Raw genomic sequence first — 16,790 nt, 5'->3', positions numbered from 1 at the left:
TCCGGCCGACCCACCGGGTCACCCCTCACCGGATAACGGAGACGAGCCGGTCGAGCTGGAACTCCGCGTCATCGCTCGGAGCGATCAACAGGGATTGCACCCGGTACCGCCCCTTCGGGACATCAACGCGGAGAACATCCGACTCGCTGACGTCGCTCCCGCCCATCGCGGAGTCCAGGAGCGTGTAACCGCCTTCGAGGGTGATCTCGAACAGGTCCTGCCAGTCCTCCGACCGCACAGCGGCCTCCACCGCCTGCTCCAGCCCTTGATCGTCATCGGCGGCCACCCATCGGACGAACGTCATGACGTTCTCGAGATATGCGATGGGGAGAGGCTCACCTCCTAGCGTCAGCACGTCGCCATGACCGGGCAGAACGATCTTTCCCGCAGAATCGGCGGCCGTCGCGTCCGCCTCGGTGCCGTCCCAGTCGGCCACATACGAATCCGGGCACAGTGCATACAGGCCGAAGTCCGTTTCGAGCCACCTCACCGGCGGTCTCCTTTTTTCGTGATGCGTGGCGCGCTCAAGCCACGTCCATCCCATGTTCCAAGGCAGGCCCCAGACGCTCGAGGTGAGCGTCCGAGATTCCCCAGCCTATAGCGCGGTCCAGATTCCAGTCATCCACTCTCTGACTGCCACGAAGGCCAGAGAGCGACCGGGGAAAGCGGCCATTCAGCGCTTCGGTCACCCGTGCTCGGATGCTCCGGGCGCACGGGCTGCGGCTGCGCACCTGGCGGCCGCTGGGTGACGGCTGAGGACCGGCCGAATCGGACCGGGCTGCAGGGGATACGGAATGCTGCGCACTCCAGCGCGGAAATCTGTCGCCATCGGCGAAACTGGCGACTGGGCCCGCCGGCGCTGGTCGGCACGGCCTGTAGAGGCGGTACACAGTGGTCAACAAGGGGCTCGCCGGAACGCCCGAGACGAGTCCCCATGTGACTGTTTTCGCAGGTCAGACGCCGTGCGCACGTCCAAGTGCCGGGTGATTCCCAAGCTTATGGCGCAGATTCGATTCCCGTCATCCGCACGTGAACGAAGGCCCTGGTCAGCGACCTGGGCCTTCGTTGTTCGTGGGGGGCGTGCCGCCGGGTGCGTCGGTCAGCGGGACGGTCCGGAAGGGCAGGGCGCCGGCCAGGCGGGTGAGGAGAGGGCCGGCGATGGCGAGGATGAAGACGTACGCCGTCACCAGCGGGCCCAGCCTGCTGTGCATCGTCCCGACGAGTCCGACGATGACGAGGGAGAACTCGCCGCGGGCGACGAGCGCCGTCCCGGCACGCCACTGACCCCGTGGGCCCACGCCGTCGCGGGAGGCGGCGTACCGGCCGGCGAGGACCTTCGTGACGACGGTGACGGCGGCCAGCGCGAGCGCGGCGGGCAGTACGGGCAGCAGGTCGGCGGGGGCGACGGACAGCCCGATCGCCAGGAAGAACACGGCGGCGAACAGGTCCCGCAGGGGGCTGAGGACGGCGCGCGTACGGGCCGCGGTCTCCCCGGTGAGCGTCAGTCCGACGAGGAAGGCACCGACGGCGGCGGAGGCGTGGACGAGCTCGGCGAGCGCGGCGACGATCAGGGTGAGGCCGAGAACCCGTAGCAGCAGCTGTTCCGCGTCGGGGTGGGAGAGGAGCCGGCCGAGATGGTGCCCCCATCGGTAGGAGACGGCGAACGCGACCAGGACCGCGCCGACGGCGGCGAGCACGCCCAGGATCGCCTGCCACCACACTCCCCCGGAGGCCAGGACGGCGAGGACGGGCAGGTAGAGGGCCATGGCGAGGTCTTCGAGGACCAGCACCGACAGGATCGCCGGAGTCTCCCGGTTGCCGAGCCGGTGCAGGTCGGACAGCAGGCGGGCGACGATGCCGGAGGAGGAGATGTACGTGGCGCCGGCCAGGGCGAGCATCCCGATGCCGTCCAGGCCGAGGAGCCATCCGGCCACCGCGCCCGGGGCGGCGTTCAGCACCGCGTCGACCAGCGCCGAAGGCACGTGCCGCCGCATCCCGACCGCGAACTCGGCCAGCGAGAACTCCAGGCCGAGCACCAGGAGAAGCAGGATGACCCCGATGGCCGCCCCGGTCCCGACGAACTCACCGGCCGCCGGGACGGGCGCGATACCGCCTTCCCCGATGGCGAGCCCGGTGAGCAGGTAGAGCGGGATCGGCGAGAGGGTGAAGCGCCGGGCCAGTGTCCCCAGGATGCTCAGGGCGGCGAGGATGACGCCGAGCTCCAGCAGCAGCGCGACCGGCGTTTCCACGGCCCTCAGCCCCGGATGATCTGTTCCACGCCCGTGATCCCCCCGTGGGTACCGATCACCACCAGGATGTCCCCGCCCCGGAGAACCTCCTGCGGCGTGGGCGAGGCGATCACCTCTTCGCCCCGTACGACCGCGACGATCGACGCCCCGGTCCGCGTCCGGGCCCGCGTATCACCCAGCGGCCTGCCGTCGAACGCGCTGCCCACCCCCACCTCGACCTGCCCCGACACCAGACCGGGCACCTCCTTGGTCAGATCCGCGAACCGTTCCGCGATCCGGGGGGCGCCCAGGATCTCCGCGACCGCGTCGGCCTCCTCGCTGTTGAACTGGAGCACCGACCGGCCCTCGTCCGGGTCCGGCCCCTCGTAGACGACCAGCTCGAAGTCGCCCGTACGCCGAGCCACCACGCCCACCCGGTCACCCCGGTGATTGGTGAACTCGTAGCGCAGCCCCACGCCGGGCAGCAGCACCTCGGTGACGTCCATCTGCCCATCCTCGGGCGACGCCCGGGGGACGGCACGCGTGAAGGGGCCGTGCGGGTAACCGCGGCGTCGCCTTCCGCCGGCGGGGCACCCGTCGCCCGGGCCGTCCAGCCCCTGCTCACAGGAGGGACGCGCCTGCCGAGGCGAAGATCGATGGGTCTCAGCCGAAGATCTGGAAGAACTCCGGGAACGTGCCAAGGACCCCCAGCGCGATGAGCACCAAACTGACGCCAAGGGCACGCACTGTCTCGTACGGCTTGTCGCGCAGCGCCGTGTGCAACACCACCCACGCCAGCAGCCAGACCGCCACGGCCAGCGTGCTCTTGCCCGAGAGCGGACCGACCGAGTCGCTCCACGCCAGGGCGTCCTTCACGCCCGTGCCGGCCTCGGCGAGCGTGGTGACCACGCCCAGCGCGGTGGCGCCGACACCCGCGGCGATGACCGCTGCCGAGATCGGACCCTCCGCCTTCTCGCTGAGGGGGAACTCATCCCGCCCCTCGCTCTCCGAGGGGTTCGCCCCGTTCGTGGATTCCATGCCGTCTTCGTCCTCTCTTCGCCCCCCGGCTCATTGGAGTGGCGCGACCTTGGTGATGAAGGCGCCCAGCACCCCGGCGATCGCCGCGAATGCGAAAGCGAGAACGAACAGGGTGATGGTGGTGTGCCGGACCCGGTTGTGCCGGATCAGGCCCGGGCCGTAGTACCAGACGATGAACGCGACGGTGGTCGCCAGGATCGGACTGAGCCAGGCGATGTGTTCCTTCCACTCCATGCCGAATTCGTGCCAGTCCGCTGTGGCGTGGTCGGCGAGCAGCTGTGACCTGGGGCTGTCCGGGATCGCCTCCCTGTACCAGGGGTAGACGACCCAGGTACCGGTGATCACGGTCGCCCACGCGGTCACCGCCATCGCTGTGACGCCGATCCTGACCCGCCGCATTCGCTCCACCACTCCTTCGCGGGTCATCAACGAGGGTTTGAGGCTGTAGAGCTCGGCAAGCCCGCCGGAGAATGCGAGCAGAAACGCCGCACCAAGAACGATGCCGTGAATCAGTGCCCACCATTCACGGCCAGTGAAGCTCAGGGCAATCGTCTGGTGCGTTCCCGAGATCAGCGCCGCCATCGGTCTGCCTTTCGAAGGTGACAGTACTTCGACAAGCCAGAAACCCGGCTCGGAACGTCACGAAACGACCTTATCGGCGCCGGGTGATGCTGCCTCGCAAGCCTCCCTCCTCCGCGAGTCAAGCCGTTGCCCCTTCGTGGAGGAGGAGATGTCCAGACCCCGTGAGGCCCCTGGTCGGCTCGGGGCGCGGGGGAAGGCACGCGGGCGTCGCGGTGTGCCCTCCCCTGCCGAGACGGGGCGTCCGCTCAGAGGTTGAAGCGCTCGACCCTCAACGCCCCGTTCTGAACGCCGCCGCTGCCGCCCACCACCTTGAGCTTGACCCGGGCCGTGACGTCCCTGCCGGTGAAGTCCGGCTCGAAGCGCGAGACGCGGACCAGGGTGTGGTTGGACCACTCGGGGTTCCCCCGGGCCGTGACGTAGCGGTGGTTGTTGCTCAGAGGCTGGGCCTGCTCGTCACCGAAGAAGACGGTCGCCTGCAGCAGACCCTGACCGTCGCCGTCCGTGTCCGACGACAACGCCTCGGCGCTGAAGGTCGCCACGAAGACGGCTCCGTACAAGGGAGCGCCCTGGCCCAGCCGGAGGTCGATCGAGGCGCCGGGCACCTCGATCCAAGAGGGGCTCGTGGTCTCGAAGCGGGTCGTGTCCACGTGGCTCGCGGTGCGGATGACGAACGAGGTGACCGAGAAGCTCGGCCGCGGTGGCGAGCCGCTTCCCATGCCGGAGGACGGAGCGGTGCCCGACACCGGCAGGTACGTGCCGCGCGCGGAGGCGAAGGGCACCGCCTGCGCCGCTCTCGCCACGACCCGTGTCCCCGCGGAGGGGCGCGACGGGAAGGTCCGCATCGCCATCGCCGACGGCGGGGTCGTCGTACGGTGCACCCTGCGCGCGCCCGGGGAGGCCGACGACGATGCGGAGGGGAGCGACAGCGCGAACCTGGGCCCACGGCTCGTCGAACTCACCAGCTGGCGCGGCGACTGGGGCACGGTCGTGCGTGAGCGGGACTCGGGTCCCGACGGGGCGTGGGCCTTCGCCCGGTGCGACGGCGAGAACACCGGCTTCGCGGCGCACTGGGGTGACGACTACCCGTACCGGGAGAAGGGCGAGAAGTACGAGCCTGCGACAGCGGCGGAGCCGCATGGCCGCATGAGCGGCGCGTGCCGCTGAGCGAGTACGTAGCCGCGTCCGCGAAGGACCAGATTCGGCGCGGGAACTGCACGGGCCTGCGATTGCCACCGAACCCGTGAGGCGTGCCGCCCGCCGGGCCGACGAACCGGCTGCTGCCCTCGACGCCGTACGACGTGGCCCCGGCCTGCACCTCCCTGCCGTTCGTGGAGCAGCTCCCCGGCCGGCAAGGAGCGGAGCGCTGCTCCGAACGCCTGCTTGCCCCGTGGCGGCAGCACACCATTCGGACGGGACCGACCATGGCAGGCTCCGGCAGTCCTGGAGCACGCAGACAGCCGGCACACCCCTCTGCCCCCAGCGGTCGCACCCTCGGTAGGGTCATGGGGACGCCAGGATCCGGCGTGCGGCGTCATCAGGTCCGCGTTCGTCCGCTGCCCACGCGGCCGTGCGGCGCAGGTGCATCTCCCAGGAGCCAGCCCCATGACATGGCAGTGGATCGGCCTGACCGCGTTCTCTCTCACCCTCCTGCCCTCCGGCGTGGCGATGGCCGTGGACCGGGTCCCCGAGCGGCTGCGCGCCAGGCCGGCGCCCGTACCGACACGTGGCCGGGCCGTTCTGCTGATCTACGCCACGGCGCCGGTCAACGCGCTCCCCCGTCTGGCCGATGCCTCCGCCGACGTCACGCTCGCCTGCACGGTGGCCGGCGGGGCCCTCGCCGTCGCCGGCTGCCTGCTGATGGGGTGGGCCACAGGGGCCGGCCGGCGCCGGGCGGCCGCGGCTCCGTATGGGGAGTGCTGACGCCATGTCCGCCGCACCCCGTCGAACGGGCACCCGACAGCGTCAAGCCGTATCCCTGATCGCGTGGTGGGCCGCGCTCACCCTCATCCTCTGGCTGCTCGGACATACGACAGGCCACCCGGCCGGCCTCGCGCCGAGCGCCGCGTCCGCCGCCCTCCTGGTCGCCGTCGGCGAGACCGGCGACTGGGTCCGCCGGCGGTGGACGGCACGGCGACGCCGCACGGTGCGCGGGAGCGCTCGCCTCGCCGCACGGGCCGGGCGCGGTCAGGGCTCCGTTTCCCGGCGGAGGGTGACGTGAAGGGGCAGAGTCGCCCGCGCGGGCGGACGGGCCTCGCGTTCGCCGTCGGGGTGCTCGTCTTGGCAACCGGCGCCTGGTTCCTCTCCATGACGATCCAGGAGACGAGGGACCTCGGCCACGGCGTGGGGACGACCGCCACGCTCCTGGACGAACCGTCGGACTGCTCCGAGGGGTGTCGGGTGACGTTCGACGTCGCCACCGGCTCCGTGGTGGCGAAACTGCCGGCCCATGAGCTCATCAAGAGGTTCCACAGGGGCAGCGATCTGAGGATCGTCTACGTACCTGAGGACCCGCAACGGATAGCACTCGCCGACAGCGTCGGTCCCGGTCCGATCGTCCTGGGTTCCCTCATCCCTCTCCTGGGACTCTTTCTGGTCGTCAGTTCCTCGGCCACATGGGCGCGTTCCCGGCTGCAGCGCTCCCGGACGCCGTAGGGCGTCGGTGAGCGCGCGTTCGACGGCCTGCGGCGAGCCGGGCCACCCCGGGGGCGCCTAGGATCGCGAGCATGGCCCTGATCATGAGTGACGTGGACCGGTTCGAGACCGCCAGGCCCCGGCTGGAAGCCATCGCCTACCGCCTGCTCGGCTCGTCGAGCGAGGCCGAGGACGCCGTGCAGGAGACGTTCCTGCGCTGGCAGGCGGCCGACGTCCAGCGGATCGAGGTGCCTGAGGCCTGGCTGACGAAGGTCCTCACCAACTTGTGCCTCAACATGCTCACTTCGGCACGCGCCCGGCGTGAGACGTACGTGGGAAGGTGGCTCCCCGAGCCACTGCTCGCCGGGGACCCGATGCTCGGCCCGGCCGAAACCGCCGAGCAGCGCGAGTCGGTGTCCTACGCCGTCCTCGTGCTGCTGGAGCGCCTGTCGCCGGGCGAACGGGCGGTGTACGTGCTGCGTGAGGCCTTCGACTACCCGCACCGGGAGATCGCCGAGATCCTGGACATCACCGAGGCCGCCGCCCAGCAGATCTACCACCGGGCCAAGAAGCACATCACGGACGGCAAGGCCCGCACCGAGATCGACGAGGCCACCGCCCGGAGGATCATCGAGGAGTTCCTGGCCGCGGCGACCAGCGGGCGCACCGAACCCCTCGTACGCCTGCTCACCCAGGACGCCGTCTCGGTCGGCGACGGCGGCGGGAAGATCCCGGCCCGCGCGAAGGCGTTCGAGGGCGCGCTCGCGGTCGCCACGTTCCTGCGCGGCCTGTTCAAGCCCGGCAAGGCCAAGCGGGCCCTTGTCGGCGGCGCGCCCGAGATCTACGCCACGACCGCCAACGGCGGGCCCGCCATCGTGGCGGTCGTGGACGGCCGGGTCGTCGGGATCACCTGCCTGGAGGTCACCGCGGAGGGCATCGCCGCGGTCCGCAGCCAGGTCAACCCCGACAAGCTCGTCCGCGCGACCGAGCAGTGGGCCGCCGCGGGCCACGGGGAGGCCCCGCTCCACACCCTCTGAAGAGACGTGACGCAGGTCACATCACGATCCTGTCAGGGAACGCGGGGCTGTCCGGTTCAAGGGGCGGAACCACGCCGGACAACGGCAGCCCCCGCCCAGACAGGAGCACGGACATGCAGCACCGAATCGTCGTCCTCGGAGCCGGCTACACCGGTGCCGTCGCCGCCGGCCGCCTCGCCAAGCGGCTGCACCACGAGGACGTCGCCATCACCCTCGTCAACCCCGAGCCCGACTTCGTCGAGCGCGTCCGGCTGCACCAGCTCGCGGCCGGCCAGGACCTCAGGCCCCGCCCGTTCGGCGAGATGTTCGCCGGCACGGCTGTGGAGCTGAAGCTCGCGAAAGTCACCGCCGTGGACGTGGACCGCAAGACGGTGACGGTGACGGTCACCGCCGCGAACGGCCCCGAGCGGGAGCAACTGGAGTACGACACCCTGGTCTACGCCCTCGGCAGCGGCTGGAACGACGGGGGAGTCCCCGGCACCGCCGAACACGCCCACGAGATCTCCAGCCGCCCCGGCGCCCTCCGGCTCCGCGATCGCCTGGCCACCCTGGACGCCGGCCGGCCCGTGGTCGTGGTCGGCGGCGGCCTGACAGGCCTGGAGGCCGCGACCGAGATCGCCGAGGCCCGCCCGGACCTCGACGTCGCCCTGGCCGCCCACGGCGCCCTCGGCGACTGGCTCTCGGAGAAGGGCCGCTCCCACCTGCGGAACGTCGTGGACAAGCTCGGCATCACCGTCCACGAACACACCGCGGTCGACGCCGTGGAGGCGGACGGCGTGACGACCGCCGACGGCCGGACCATCCCCGCCGAGGTCACGGTCTGGACCACCGGCTTCGCCGTCCACCCGATCGCCCGGGCCACCGCCCTGGAACTCACCGACCGCGGACAGATCGTGGTCGACACCACGATGCGCTCGGTCTCCCACCCGGATGTGTACGCCGTGGGCGACGCGGCGATGGCGATCGGCCCCGACGACAAGCCCCTCCGCATGTCATGCGCCTCGGGCGTCCCCATGGCCTGGCAGGCCGCCGACGCCATCGCCGCGCGTCTCGCCGACACCAAGGTCCCCCGCGTCTCCATCCGTTACTTCCAGCAGTGCATCTCCCTCGGCCGCAAGGAGGGCCTGATCCAGTTCGTCACCGCCGACGACCGAGCAGTCGACAGGGCCCTGACGGGCCGCGTGGCCGCCCTCTACAAGGAACTGATCTGCAAGGGCGCGGCCTGGGGCGTCGCCAATCCGACAGCGGGCATGCCGTCCCGGCGCCGCCGTGTCGTACGGCAGGAGACTCGGAGCCGCGCACGGGCGGAGGCAGCGGCCTGACCTCGCCGGGTCGGATCTCTTCACGTCATCCGCTCCTGGACGAAGGCCCTGGTCGGGGACCAGGGCCTTCGTCGCTGTCCGGACCTGCTCAGGAGTCGCGCGCCACCTGCGCACCGGACCGGGTGCCGGAGCGCTTCGACAAGCGGGCGGACACTGCCTGGCCCAGCGCCAGCACGCTCAGGCCGAACATCAGGATGCCCAGGGGGACATGGAGCGACGGCAGGTGCGCGACGCCCAGCACCACCTGCACCGAAGCGAGTACGAGGAAGCCCGTCGCGTACAGGATCGGGCGGGGCGACCCACCGCCCGGCCGCCACGCCAGGATCGCGGCGAGCACGTACAGCATCGCCGCGCCGTACATCACCTTCGATCCGGCGTCGTGCAGTGCGTAGCCGTGGGACGAGGACAGCAGCATTCCGGCGGTGACCGACTGGAAGAAGAGAGACAAGGTCTGCAGGGCGATCGCGACCTGCGGGAATGTGAGTCTGCCCGGTACTGCCGTCTTCTGTGCGGCCATGACGTGGCCCCCTCTTCTGCCTCGCGGCGGTGGATCGGTAGTGTCTCGGTGGTTCGACGACGTGGGTCCGCGAAATGTGAGGCGAAGCGCCGATCTCACGGTCCGGCGGGGTGTTGTGACGAAGCGTCGAGAGCGGAAGCGGACGAGAGGGACCAGAACCAGAACCAGGAGCGGTCGCGACCATGAGCATCCCGTCCGAGCCAGGGCACGTCCCGTCCGAGCCAGGGCACATCCCGTCCGAGCCAGGGCACGTCCCGTCCGAGTCGGGCCTGAGCGTGATCGCCGGTGAGCGGCGCCGGCTGATCAACGTCGCCTACCGGCTGCTCGGTTCGCTGGCCGAGGCCGAGGACGCCGTGCAGGAGACCTACGCACGCTGGTACGCGCTGTCGCGGCGGCAGCAGGAGGCCATCGAGTCGCCCGGCGCCTGGCTGACGACGGTGGCCGGCCGCATCTGCCTGGACGTGCTCGGCTCGGCGCGGGTCCGGCGCGAGCGCTACGTCGGCGAATGGCTGCCCGAGCCGCTGCCCGACCGTACGGAGTGGCTCGGCGGGCGGGCGGGCGGCGACAGGACCTGGTCGGCCGACCCCGCCGACCAGGTCACCCTGGACGAGTCGGTGAACATGGCCTTCCTCGTCGTACTGGAGTCGATGACGCCGGCCGAACGCGTGGCGTTCATCCTGCACGACGTCTTCCGGTACCCCTTCGGCGAAGTGGCCGAGATCGTCGGCCGGACGCCCGCGGCCTGCCGGCAGCTGGCGTCCTCGGCCCGTCGGCGTGTTCGCGCCGCGCAGGCTCCGGCGGCCGCGACGGCCGGGCAGGCCAGTCTGGTGCGGCATTTCAAAGAGGCGTGGGAGGCCAGGGACATCAAGGCCCTCGTGGGCCTCCTCGACCCCGGCGCCACGATGATCGCCGACGGCGGCGGCCTGGTCGGCGCCGTCCTCCGCCCGGTCGAGGGCAGCGAGCGCATCACCCAGTACCTGATCCACATCGCCGACAAGGCCCCTGGGCTGACGCTCCTGGAGCGGACGGTCAACGGCCGGCCCGGCCTGGTCGCCCAGCACGCCGGCATCACCGTGACCGTGGCGGCGTTCAGCCTCACGGGCGGCCGCATCACTCGCATCTGGGCGGTCCGCAACCCGGAGAAACTCCGTCCGTGGACCGAGAACGGACAGAGCTAGCCGACCCGCTTCCGTGAAGCCGGGGGCGCGCCCCGGCCGTGCCCTCGGTGGCGGTGAACAGCGGTCACGTCACCGGGCCGGGCGGTGGCGGGCCGAGCGGCGTGCGCGCATGGCGATGTAGACGAGGTCCGCCACGAGCACCGCGATGCCGATGAACAGAAGGAAGAGCAGTCCGTCGGCGGTGGCACCGATGAGGCCCAGCACGATCGCGACGATGACCAGGGCCAGGAAGAGCGTCATGAGGGCTGCCCCCTCGGTCGGTTCGGGGGCTCAGCGGCGCGCCAGCTGCCGTTCGCCGTTCGCCCCGGGCTGGTAGGGGAGGTCGTAGTGCCGGAAGACCGCCTCCTCTTCCCCGGCGGGAAGCACGTCGTCGGTGCCGAGCGAAGGACACTTCTTCACCAGCGCCTTGTCGTGGGCGACCTTCACATAGCCCGGCCCCACCGTCGCACCGTCCAGGGGGACGAACACCAGACGGTGTCGGGTGGGCAGGCCGACGCGGACCGTGGCCATGGCCGGCTCATCGGTGCTGGTGTCGACGTAGATCGCCTCCAGCTCACCGATCCTGCGGTCCCGCGCGTCCACCACGTCGCGGGTCCGCCACTCACGGATGTCCGCCATCTGGATCATGCCGACTCCTCGCGGTCGATCGCTGGTTCGGGAAGCGTGGCGAGAAGGATCTCGGCAGCCTGGGTGACGTTACCGGCGTCGACCGCACGGGCCATGGCATCACGTGCCGCGTCGGGTGTCGTGTCCGGCGGCACCACCAGGAGGGCGAAGTGGTCGTTGTCGCCGCGGGTGATGAGGACGGTGTCGTCGCCGACGGGGAAGGAGTCGAGGTGCACGACCCGGTCGTCGACGACCAGGCGGGTCGGGACCTCCTCCCAGGCGGCGGTGTCCAGGCCCACCCGCGTGAGGGGGCCGAGGTGCGCGGTGAGCGCCTGGATCAGGGCGGGCAGCTCGGTCGCGACGTCCCGGGAGCGGGGCCACCACGCGCCGTCGAGGACGCCTTCGCGGGAGTGCGTCGTCTGCAGCCGGAGCAGGGCCGTGCCGGGCCACACCGCTCGGTGGATCTCGTCCGGAAGGAGCTTCTGAGGGGTGCGAGCGTCGGATTCGGCCATGGTCGTCCGCCTGCCTACGCGGGGCCGCCGACACCTCATGGCCGGCGAGATACCGCCGTGGTCTCACCGTACTCCGGGTGCCTGCGGGCACGCCCGCAGGCGTCGGCCGGGCGGTGTTCCCGGTCGGAGATCGCCTGGTCGGAGATCGCCTGGTCGGAGAGCACTCGTCCGACCATGGGCCGGAGTACGCTGAAGGTACCGGGAGTAACTCGTACACCCGCTCCCACGCGGACGTCGTTTCCGGCGATCAAGACACTGGGCCGCCCTGCAGGACGGCCCGGAGACGGGTCCGCATCATGACCAGGACCGTCGAACGCGGAGTGGCACGAGCGCTCGTTCCCCCGCTCCCGACGCGCTTCTCCCTGACACCGAAGACCACCCTCACCGGCCAGTTGGACGGTGCCTGGTGGCCTTATTCGCGCGACCTCGCCACCGAGCTTCCACCGCTGGTCGACGCGCTGCAGGCGCGCTGCGGACGCATCACACGCGTCACGGTGAACCCCGCCCGCTGGCCCGTCGTCCCGCACAAGGTCCCCGTCACCGGGCACACCGTGCACGTCGGCTGGTTCACGGAACAGGATCCCGACAAGATGATCCTGCTCTCCTACACCGTCGGCCGCTTCGACCTGCTGGTGATCCCGCCCGAGACCGAACCCGCCGCGGCCGCCCGGCTCATGACCGCCGCAGCCATCCCCGGCAGTGTCCTCACCGCCGGTGGGCTGATGTCCGACGAAGCGGCGACCGGCCGCCGTATGCGGGACGCCCGAAGCGGCGAGGACGCCTGGGAGACCGACGGCGGGTCCGCCCCGCCGCCCCTCCGGCACCCGGTCGTCGGCGCGCGGATGATCCCCCTGCCGTGGAACACGCGCGGATGACGACAGGGCAGGCCCGCAGCCGAAGGCTGACGGGCACCTGGCCCCGACCTCAGACCACTCCTCCGGCCGAAGGCCGCGGGTGGGGCACCCGACACCCGGGACAACCCACCCGCCGGCCGCTCGCGTCGCCCCGAAGGGAACGCCGTCTCGTACCCCGTCTTGCACCCCGTCGAGAACGAGCCCCTGCCGCAGGCAGGGCACGCCGAGATCCGTATCGTCGCCGCCACCCCCGAAGCCGCCCGCGCGGTCGCGGAAGTGATCCGCCACGCCTTCGCCGGGACGGAACAGCGCGGCTATCCCGTTCCCGACGGCGGCACCCGGCTCCACCTCACCGTGGACACCGAATCCGCCGCGGAACCCGTCCTCTCCTGGCTCACCACCAGCAGACCGTCCGCACGCACCGGCACCCACGTCGACGAAGTCTGAGAAACGTCGGACCTCCACACGAACCAAAGGACGCGATCATGGCGCCCCTCCGCGAGCGACAGGTCTACCGCGAGCGGGTCCTGACCGCCCTCTACGAAGCCACCGAAGGCAACCGTCTCCCTGGAGTCCCCGGGCGGAAGCTGCCAACACACCCGCGATGGTCTCCCTCACCCACCAGGGAATCAGGCGCATGGAGGCCGAGGAAGGAGAACGCGGCTGAGCCGGACCGCCCGAGGACCGGCCCCCAGTCGTGCAATTGGACGTGGATCGAGCACTCTCACGTGCGACGATCCGAAAGGGCGGCCCTGGCGGAGTGAATGCGCCGGGGCCGTTGTGACGACCGCCGTCATGAGGCGCCGCGCCCGACGTCATGTCGCCGCGCGGTGCCGGCGACCCACCTCGCGCGCGAGGTCCAGTCCGAGGACGCGGTCGAGAAAGGCGAACGTCTCGAACTTGGCACCGGCCGGTACGTCGGCGCGCGCCGCCACGGTGCCCAGCGTGTCCAGGACGGCGGGGACGCCGAGATCATCGGCCAGCACCGCATGGGCGTGTCGCAGCACATCGGCGGGGACCGGCCTGGACGGCTCCTGTGCCCAGTCGGCCACCAGCCGCCGCCAGTCCCCCAGCCTCCGCCGGGCCTCTTCGAGCGCGGTACCGGTGACCGTGACCGGCGTGCGGTAGGCGTGGCCGAGCATCAGCATCCTCACAGCCAGCGGATCGGTCCCCTCCGGGGCGAAGGCGTCCAGGAGCCCCGGGGCGCCGCTGTCCCCGGTCGCCGGGACGACCTGGCCCACGTCGACACGGACCCCGCCGACCTCGTCCTGTGCGGCGGTCTCGTACGCGTGGACGTGTACGTGTACGTCGGCAGCGGCGTCGCAGAGTGCTCCGTTCGGATGGTGGACACCGGCGGTGGCGGGCGGGTGGATGCCCAGAGCGGACATGGCGCGATCAAGCGCCTCGGCCTGCTCGTGCGGCAGGTCCGGCGTGGTGAGGAACGTACGGGACTGCAGGCCGTGCAACTCCGCTGTGCGCGCCAGTACGTCACCGACCAGGAGCGCCCGCAGGCCCATCATGCCGATCCCGGCGTCGCTGACCGGCGGGTGGACGCAGATGCTCAGCAGATGGCGGCTCACGGAAGGAATCTCCACGAGGTGGCCGGTACGGGTGTCGACGATACGCAGCATGATGCGGAGGCTAGTCGTGGAACCCTCCGGCACCGGGGAGGACCACTCCGTCTGGGGCGACGATGCGACGCATACCGGCCGGCACCCCGGGAACGCGCTGACCAGAGGTACACCGAGTGGGGCGGCGTCCGCTGCGCCCGGACCGGAACCGAGGCGAGTCATGGTCGAGAAGAAGATCATCACGGTGATCGGAGCGACCGGTAAGCAGGGCGGCGGGCTCGTGCGGGCCGTCCTCGCCGACCGCGAGGGAGAATTCACGGTACGGGCCGTCACCCGCCACCCCGACGGGGAGCCCGCCCAGGAACTGAAGCGCCTCGGCGTCGGCGACATCGTCCGGGCCGACATGGACGATCCGCCCAGCCTCGCCCCGGCCTTCGAGCACGCGTACGGCGCCTTCGTGGTCACGAACTTCTGGGAGCACATGTCCGCGGAGCGGGAGAAGACCCAGGCCCGCGCGGTCGCCCAGGCCGCCTCGCACGCGGGCGTCCAGCACGCGATCTGGTCCACCCTGGAGGACACCCGTGAGTGCATCCCTCTCGAGGACGAACGGATGCCGACGCTCCAGGAGCACTACAAGGTGCCCCACTTCGACGGCAAGGCCGAGGCGGACCACCACTTCACCGACGCGGGGGTACCGACGACGTTCCTGCGGACCACCTTCTACTGGGAGAACCTCCTCGGCCCGTTCGCCCCGCAGCGCGGCCCGGACGGCGCCTTCCTGCTGACGTATCCGATGGGCGAGAGCAGGCTCTCCGGGATCGCCGTGGACGACATCGGCAAGACCTCGCTGGCCGTCTTCCAGCGCGGCACCAGCCTCATCGGCGCCACGGTCGGCATCGCCGGCGAGCACCTCAAGGTCGCCGACATGGCCGCGGCCCTCACGGACGCGCTCGGCGAGCCGGTGAAGTACCGGCCCCTGACCGCGGACGAGTGGCGCGCGCAGGGTTTTCCCGGCGCGGACGAGGCGGGAAACATGTTCCAGTACTACGCCGACTGCGAGCACCACTTCACGGCGGCCCGCGACCTCGACGCCGTCCGGGGCCTCAATCCCGCCCTCCAGGACTTCGCCACCTGGCTCGCCGCACACCGGGACAGGCTCCGCACCGCCTGGACGTGACGTAACGTGCCGTGCCGTGCCGTGCCGTGGCGTGACGTGGAGTGGAGTGACGTGGCGTGGCCCGAGTGGGAAGGAGCGCTCCGATGGACACCTCCGAAGTGATCGCCAAGCTGCTCGACGAGCACGGACAGACCTACGCCGACGAAGCCGGCATCACCCTGCGCGACAAGCCCGCCCCGCTGTACCAACTGCTGGTGCTCACCGTGCTCTGCTCGATCCGGATCAAGGCCGCGACGGCCACCGCCGCCGCCCGGGAGCTGTTCGCGGCGGGGCTGCGGACGCCCCGGGCGATGGTGGACTCCGACTGGCAGGAGCGCGTGGACGCCCTCGGGCGGGCGCACTACGTCCGGTACGACGAGAGCACCGCGACCGCGCTGGGGGACGGTGCGGAGCTGCTGCTCGACCGCTTCCACGGCGACCTGCGAAGACTCCGCGAGCAGGCCGCGGGCGACACGGGAGCGCTGCGCGAGCTGTTGCAGGAGGTGCCCCGAATCGGGCCGGTGGGCGCCGACATCTTCTGCCGGGAAGTCCAAGCCGTATGGCCGGAGTTGCGTCCGTTCTTCGACGAGCGATCCCGCGCGGCCGCCGCCGAGCTCGGGCTTCCGCATACTCCGGGCGACCTCGCGAACCAGGTCCCGCCGAAGGATCTGGCCCGGCTGGCGGCCGCCCTCGTGCGCGTCAGCCTGTCCAGGAACGCGGCGGAGGAGCTGCGGGCCGCATGAGCGCGGGCCGCATGAGCGGGGGCCGGTGCTGCGCGCCATGCAAGACTGGCGCGTGATCTACCACGTCGTGACGTCAGCCGAGTGGAACGCCCACCCCGACAGCCCGTACGCGCCCGCTTCCCTGGCGGCGGACGGTTTCGTCCACTGCTCCCCCGACGAAGCGACCACGCTGGCCGTCGTCAACGCCTTCTACCGGACCGCGCCGAGACCGCTGCTCGCACTGGTCCTCGCCGAGGACCGCCTCACCGCCAGGCTGGAGTTCGAGGCGGCCGGTGCGACCCCGCCGCCCGGGGTCGGCAAGGACGTGCTGTTTCCGCACCTGTTCGGTCCCGTCGACCGCGACGCCGTCGAGCGGGTGCTGGAGGTCGAGTGGGACGAGGACGGCCGGGCCACAGGGTTGAGGGACGTACGTTGACACCGCCGGTCGGTCACCAGGTCTGCTTCTGGGTGACGCCGATGACGTAGCCGTCGGGCTCGGTGAAGTAGAAGATCTTCTGGCCGTTGTGCTCGGTGACGTCCTTGGTGACGTCGACCAGGGGCCGGACGCGCTCGACGTACGAGTCGAAGTCGTCGACGGCCAGATAGAACATGCCGAAGGCTCCGACGGGGGTGTCCTTGAGGACCGGCAGCCACTGACGCAGCTGGTCGTGGCGCTGGACCATGAGCGCGAACTCGCCGTCGAAGAGCAGGATGCGCAGGTCGTCGTCCGGGTCGCCGCCGGCGGGCAGGGCGGTGAAGCCGAGCTTCTCGAAGAAGTCGACGGTCGCCTGGGTGTCGGTGACGCCGAGGCAGGGGGAGATGGCGGGAGGCTTCAT

Annotated in this window: 24 protein-coding genes; 12 read left to right on the top strand and 12 right to left on the bottom strand. The window is 71.1% G+C overall.

Annotation, left to right across the window (positions count from 1 at the left end):
- Window positions 1-25: 25 nt before the first annotated feature.
- The 6 genes from FDM97_RS01070 to FDM97_RS01045 form a co-directional block, all read right to left on the bottom strand.
- The gene (locus FDM97_RS01070; protein WP_175438995.1) at window positions 26-490 is read right to left on the bottom strand and encodes an Imm21 family immunity protein; all 465 of its coding nucleotides are present in this window, start codon (window positions 488-490) and stop codon (window positions 26-28) included.
- 556 nt (window positions 491-1,046) lie between these two features.
- Window positions 1,047-2,249: a cation:proton antiporter gene (locus FDM97_RS01065; RefSeq protein WP_137988391.1), complete on the bottom strand. Its 1,203-nt coding sequence runs from the start codon at window positions 2,247-2,249 to the stop codon at window positions 1,047-1,049.
- A 5-nt stretch (window positions 2,250-2,254) separates the two neighbouring features.
- Window positions 2,255-2,734 (bottom strand): cation:proton antiporter regulatory subunit, encoded by a 480-nt coding sequence (locus FDM97_RS01060; protein ID WP_137988390.1) that lies wholly within the window; start codon window positions 2,732-2,734, stop codon window positions 2,255-2,257.
- Between the two features lie 157 nt (window positions 2,735-2,891).
- A complete protein-coding gene (locus FDM97_RS01055) occupies window positions 2,892-3,266 on the bottom strand; it encodes a hypothetical protein (RefSeq protein WP_137988389.1) in 375 nt (124 codons plus the stop codon).
- Window positions 3,267-3,296: 30 nt separating this feature from the next.
- Window positions 3,297-3,848 carry a hypothetical protein gene (locus FDM97_RS01050; protein WP_137988388.1) on the bottom strand — a complete coding sequence of 184 codons (552 nt, stop codon included), beginning with the start codon at window positions 3,846-3,848 and terminating at the stop codon, window positions 3,297-3,299.
- A gap of 245 nt (window positions 3,849-4,093) precedes the next feature.
- A complete protein-coding gene (locus FDM97_RS01045) occupies window positions 4,094-4,495 on the bottom strand; it encodes a hypothetical protein (protein WP_137988387.1) in 402 nt (133 codons plus the stop codon).
- Between FDM97_RS01045 and FDM97_RS01040 the strand changes: the two genes are divergently transcribed.
- The 6 genes from FDM97_RS01040 (at window position 4,488) to FDM97_RS01015 (ending at window position 8,838) form a co-directional block, all read left to right on the top strand.
- Window positions 4,488-5,012 carry a hypothetical protein gene (locus tag FDM97_RS01040; RefSeq protein WP_137988386.1) on the top strand — a complete coding sequence of 175 codons (525 nt, stop codon included), beginning with the start codon at window positions 4,488-4,490 and terminating at the stop codon, window positions 5,010-5,012. The two genes, FDM97_RS01045 and FDM97_RS01040, sit on opposite strands and share 8 nt — an antisense overlap.
- Before the next feature lie 438 nt (window positions 5,013-5,450).
- The gene (locus FDM97_RS01035) at window positions 5,451-5,768 is read left to right on the top strand and encodes a hypothetical protein (RefSeq protein WP_137988385.1); all 318 of its coding nucleotides are present in this window, start codon (window positions 5,451-5,453) and stop codon (window positions 5,766-5,768) included.
- Window positions 5,769-5,772: 4 nt separating this feature from the next.
- Window positions 5,773-6,066 carry a hypothetical protein gene (locus FDM97_RS01030; RefSeq protein ID WP_254705449.1) on the top strand — a complete coding sequence of 98 codons (294 nt, stop codon included), beginning with the start codon at window positions 5,773-5,775 and terminating at the stop codon, window positions 6,064-6,066.
- On the top strand, window positions 6,063-6,500 hold the full coding sequence (locus FDM97_RS01025; RefSeq protein WP_137988384.1) for a hypothetical protein: 438 nt from the start codon (window positions 6,063-6,065) through the stop codon (window positions 6,498-6,500). The genes FDM97_RS01030 and FDM97_RS01025 overlap by 4 nt, the downstream gene beginning before the upstream one ends.
- A 71-nt stretch (window positions 6,501-6,571) precedes the next feature.
- Window positions 6,572-7,516, top strand: coding sequence for an RNA polymerase sigma factor SigJ (gene sigJ, locus FDM97_RS01020; protein WP_137988383.1), 945 nt, complete (start codon window positions 6,572-6,574; stop codon window positions 7,514-7,516).
- Window positions 7,517-7,629: 113 nt separating this feature from the next.
- Complete coding sequence (locus FDM97_RS01015) at window positions 7,630-8,838, top strand: NAD(P)/FAD-dependent oxidoreductase (RefSeq protein ID WP_137988382.1); 1,209 nt, start codon at window positions 7,630-7,632, stop codon at window positions 8,836-8,838.
- Window positions 8,839-8,926: 88 nt separating this feature from the next.
- On the opposite strand, the gene FDM97_RS01010 is transcribed toward FDM97_RS01015, so the two are convergent.
- Complete coding sequence (locus FDM97_RS01010) at window positions 8,927-9,355, bottom strand: hypothetical protein (protein ID WP_137988381.1); 429 nt, start codon at window positions 9,353-9,355, stop codon at window positions 8,927-8,929.
- Between the two features lie 182 nt (window positions 9,356-9,537).
- Here FDM97_RS01010 and sigJ (FDM97_RS01005) point away from each other — a divergent pair, with 182 nt between their 5' ends.
- Window positions 9,538-10,533: an RNA polymerase sigma factor SigJ gene (gene sigJ / locus FDM97_RS01005; protein WP_137988380.1), complete on the top strand. Its 996-nt coding sequence runs from the start codon at window positions 9,538-9,540 to the stop codon at window positions 10,531-10,533.
- A 69-nt stretch (window positions 10,534-10,602) separates the two neighbouring features.
- Here sigJ (FDM97_RS01005) and FDM97_RS35635 read toward each other — a convergent pair whose 3' ends face one another.
- From FDM97_RS35635 to FDM97_RS00995, 3 genes are read right to left on the bottom strand one after another with little or no spacing between them, the layout of a single operon-like run.
- On the bottom strand, window positions 10,603-10,773 hold the full coding sequence (locus tag FDM97_RS35635; protein WP_175438994.1) for a hypothetical protein: 171 nt from the start codon (window positions 10,771-10,773) through the stop codon (window positions 10,603-10,605).
- Window positions 10,774-10,803: 30 nt separating this feature from the next.
- Window positions 10,804-11,160 carry a PRC-barrel domain-containing protein gene (locus FDM97_RS01000; RefSeq protein ID WP_137988379.1) on the bottom strand — a complete coding sequence of 119 codons (357 nt, stop codon included), beginning with the start codon at window positions 11,158-11,160 and terminating at the stop codon, window positions 10,804-10,806.
- Window positions 11,157-11,651, bottom strand: a complete 495-nt coding sequence (locus FDM97_RS00995) for a DUF5994 family protein (RefSeq protein WP_137988378.1) — start codon at window positions 11,649-11,651, stop codon at window positions 11,157-11,159. Before FDM97_RS00995 ends, FDM97_RS01000 begins: the two co-directional genes overlap by 4 nt.
- Before the next feature lie 296 nt (window positions 11,652-11,947).
- Here FDM97_RS00995 and FDM97_RS00990 point away from each other — a divergent pair, with 296 nt between their 5' ends.
- Together FDM97_RS00990 and FDM97_RS00985 are read left to right on the top strand one after the other, a co-directional pair.
- On the top strand, window positions 11,948-12,526 hold the full coding sequence (locus tag FDM97_RS00990) for a DUF5994 family protein (protein WP_137988377.1): 579 nt from the start codon (window positions 11,948-11,950) through the stop codon (window positions 12,524-12,526).
- Window positions 12,527-12,685: 159 nt separating this feature from the next.
- Window positions 12,686-12,952: a hypothetical protein gene (locus FDM97_RS00985; RefSeq protein ID WP_137988376.1), complete on the top strand. Its 267-nt coding sequence runs from the start codon at window positions 12,686-12,688 to the stop codon at window positions 12,950-12,952.
- 368 nt (window positions 12,953-13,320) lie between these two features.
- Here FDM97_RS00985 and FDM97_RS00975 read toward each other — a convergent pair whose 3' ends face one another.
- Entirely contained in the window at window positions 13,321-14,136 is an 816-nt protein-coding gene (locus FDM97_RS00975) for a cysteine--tRNA ligase (protein ID WP_137988375.1), read from the bottom strand.
- A gap of 160 nt (window positions 14,137-14,296) precedes the next feature.
- Here FDM97_RS00975 and FDM97_RS00970 point away from each other — a divergent pair, with 160 nt between their 5' ends.
- The 3 genes from FDM97_RS00970 to FDM97_RS00960 all read left to right on the top strand — a co-directional run bounded on the left by FDM97_RS00970 (window position 14,297) and on the right by FDM97_RS00960 (window position 16,390).
- Window positions 14,297-15,253, top strand: a complete 957-nt coding sequence (locus FDM97_RS00970) for an NmrA/HSCARG family protein (protein WP_137988374.1) — start codon at window positions 14,297-14,299, stop codon at window positions 15,251-15,253.
- Between the two features lie 83 nt (window positions 15,254-15,336).
- Complete coding sequence (locus tag FDM97_RS00965) at window positions 15,337-15,975, top strand: endonuclease (RefSeq protein WP_137988373.1); 639 nt, start codon at window positions 15,337-15,339, stop codon at window positions 15,973-15,975.
- 52 nt (window positions 15,976-16,027) lie between these two features.
- Window positions 16,028-16,390, top strand: coding sequence for a DUF952 domain-containing protein (locus tag FDM97_RS00960; RefSeq protein WP_137994588.1), 363 nt, complete (start codon window positions 16,028-16,030; stop codon window positions 16,388-16,390).
- 13 nt (window positions 16,391-16,403) lie between these two features.
- Here FDM97_RS00960 and FDM97_RS00955 read toward each other — a convergent pair whose 3' ends face one another.
- Window positions 16,404-16,790 (bottom strand): VOC family protein, encoded by a 387-nt coding sequence (locus tag FDM97_RS00955; RefSeq protein WP_137988372.1) that lies wholly within the window; start codon window positions 16,788-16,790, stop codon window positions 16,404-16,406.

The sequence above is a fragment of the Streptomyces vilmorinianum genome, from assembly GCF_005517195.1.
GTDB lineage: Bacteria > Actinomycetota > Actinomycetes > Streptomycetales > Streptomycetaceae > Streptomyces > Streptomyces vilmorinianum.
This window is presented reverse-complemented; position numbering and strand designations above follow the sequence as displayed.

What these genes read in the sequence shown, in the direction of transcription:
- FDM97_RS01060 (WP_137988390.1), bottom strand. Translation starts at nt 2,734, where the DNA reads ATGGACGTCACCGAGGTGCTGCTGCCCGGCGTGGGGCTGCGCTACGAG.
- FDM97_RS01055 (WP_137988389.1), bottom strand. Translation starts at nt 3,266, where the DNA reads ATGGAATCCACGAACGGGGCGAACCCCTCGGAGAGCGAGGGGCGGGAT.
- FDM97_RS01050 (WP_137988388.1), bottom strand. Translation starts at nt 3,848, where the DNA reads ATGGCGGCGCTGATCTCGGGAACGCACCAGACGATTGCCCTGAGCTTC.
- FDM97_RS01035 (WP_137988385.1), top strand. Translation starts at nt 5,451, where the DNA reads ATGACATGGCAGTGGATCGGCCTGACCGCGTTCTCTCTCACCCTCCTG.
- FDM97_RS01030 (WP_254705449.1), top strand. Translation starts at nt 5,773, where the DNA reads ATGTCCGCCGCACCCCGTCGAACGGGCACCCGACAGCGTCAAGCCGTA.
- sigJ (WP_137988383.1), top strand. Translation starts at nt 6,572, where the DNA reads ATGGCCCTGATCATGAGTGACGTGGACCGGTTCGAGACCGCCAGGCCC.
- FDM97_RS01015 (WP_137988382.1), top strand. Translation starts at nt 7,630, where the DNA reads ATGCAGCACCGAATCGTCGTCCTCGGAGCCGGCTACACCGGTGCCGTC.
- FDM97_RS01010 (WP_137988381.1), bottom strand. Translation starts at nt 9,355, where the DNA reads ATGGCCGCACAGAAGACGGCAGTACCGGGCAGACTCACATTCCCGCAG.
- sigJ (WP_137988380.1), top strand. Translation starts at nt 9,538, where the DNA reads ATGAGCATCCCGTCCGAGCCAGGGCACGTCCCGTCCGAGCCAGGGCAC.
- FDM97_RS35635 (WP_175438994.1), bottom strand. Translation starts at nt 10,773, where the DNA reads ATGACGCTCTTCCTGGCCCTGGTCATCGTCGCGATCGTGCTGGGCCTC.
- FDM97_RS01000 (WP_137988379.1), bottom strand. Translation starts at nt 11,160, where the DNA reads ATGATCCAGATGGCGGACATCCGTGAGTGGCGGACCCGCGACGTGGTG.
- FDM97_RS00995 (WP_137988378.1), bottom strand. Translation starts at nt 11,651, where the DNA reads ATGGCCGAATCCGACGCTCGCACCCCTCAGAAGCTCCTTCCGGACGAG.
- FDM97_RS00990 (WP_137988377.1), top strand. Translation starts at nt 11,948, where the DNA reads ATGACCAGGACCGTCGAACGCGGAGTGGCACGAGCGCTCGTTCCCCCG.
- FDM97_RS00975 (WP_137988375.1), bottom strand. Translation starts at nt 14,136, where the DNA reads ATGCTGCGTATCGTCGACACCCGTACCGGCCACCTCGTGGAGATTCCT.
- FDM97_RS00970 (WP_137988374.1), top strand. Translation starts at nt 14,297, where the DNA reads ATGGTCGAGAAGAAGATCATCACGGTGATCGGAGCGACCGGTAAGCAG.
- FDM97_RS00965 (WP_137988373.1), top strand. Translation starts at nt 15,337, where the DNA reads ATGGACACCTCCGAAGTGATCGCCAAGCTGCTCGACGAGCACGGACAG.
- FDM97_RS00955 (WP_137988372.1), bottom strand. Translation starts at nt 16,790, where the DNA reads ATGAAGCCTCCCGCCATCTCCCCCTGCCTCGGCGTCACCGACACCCAG.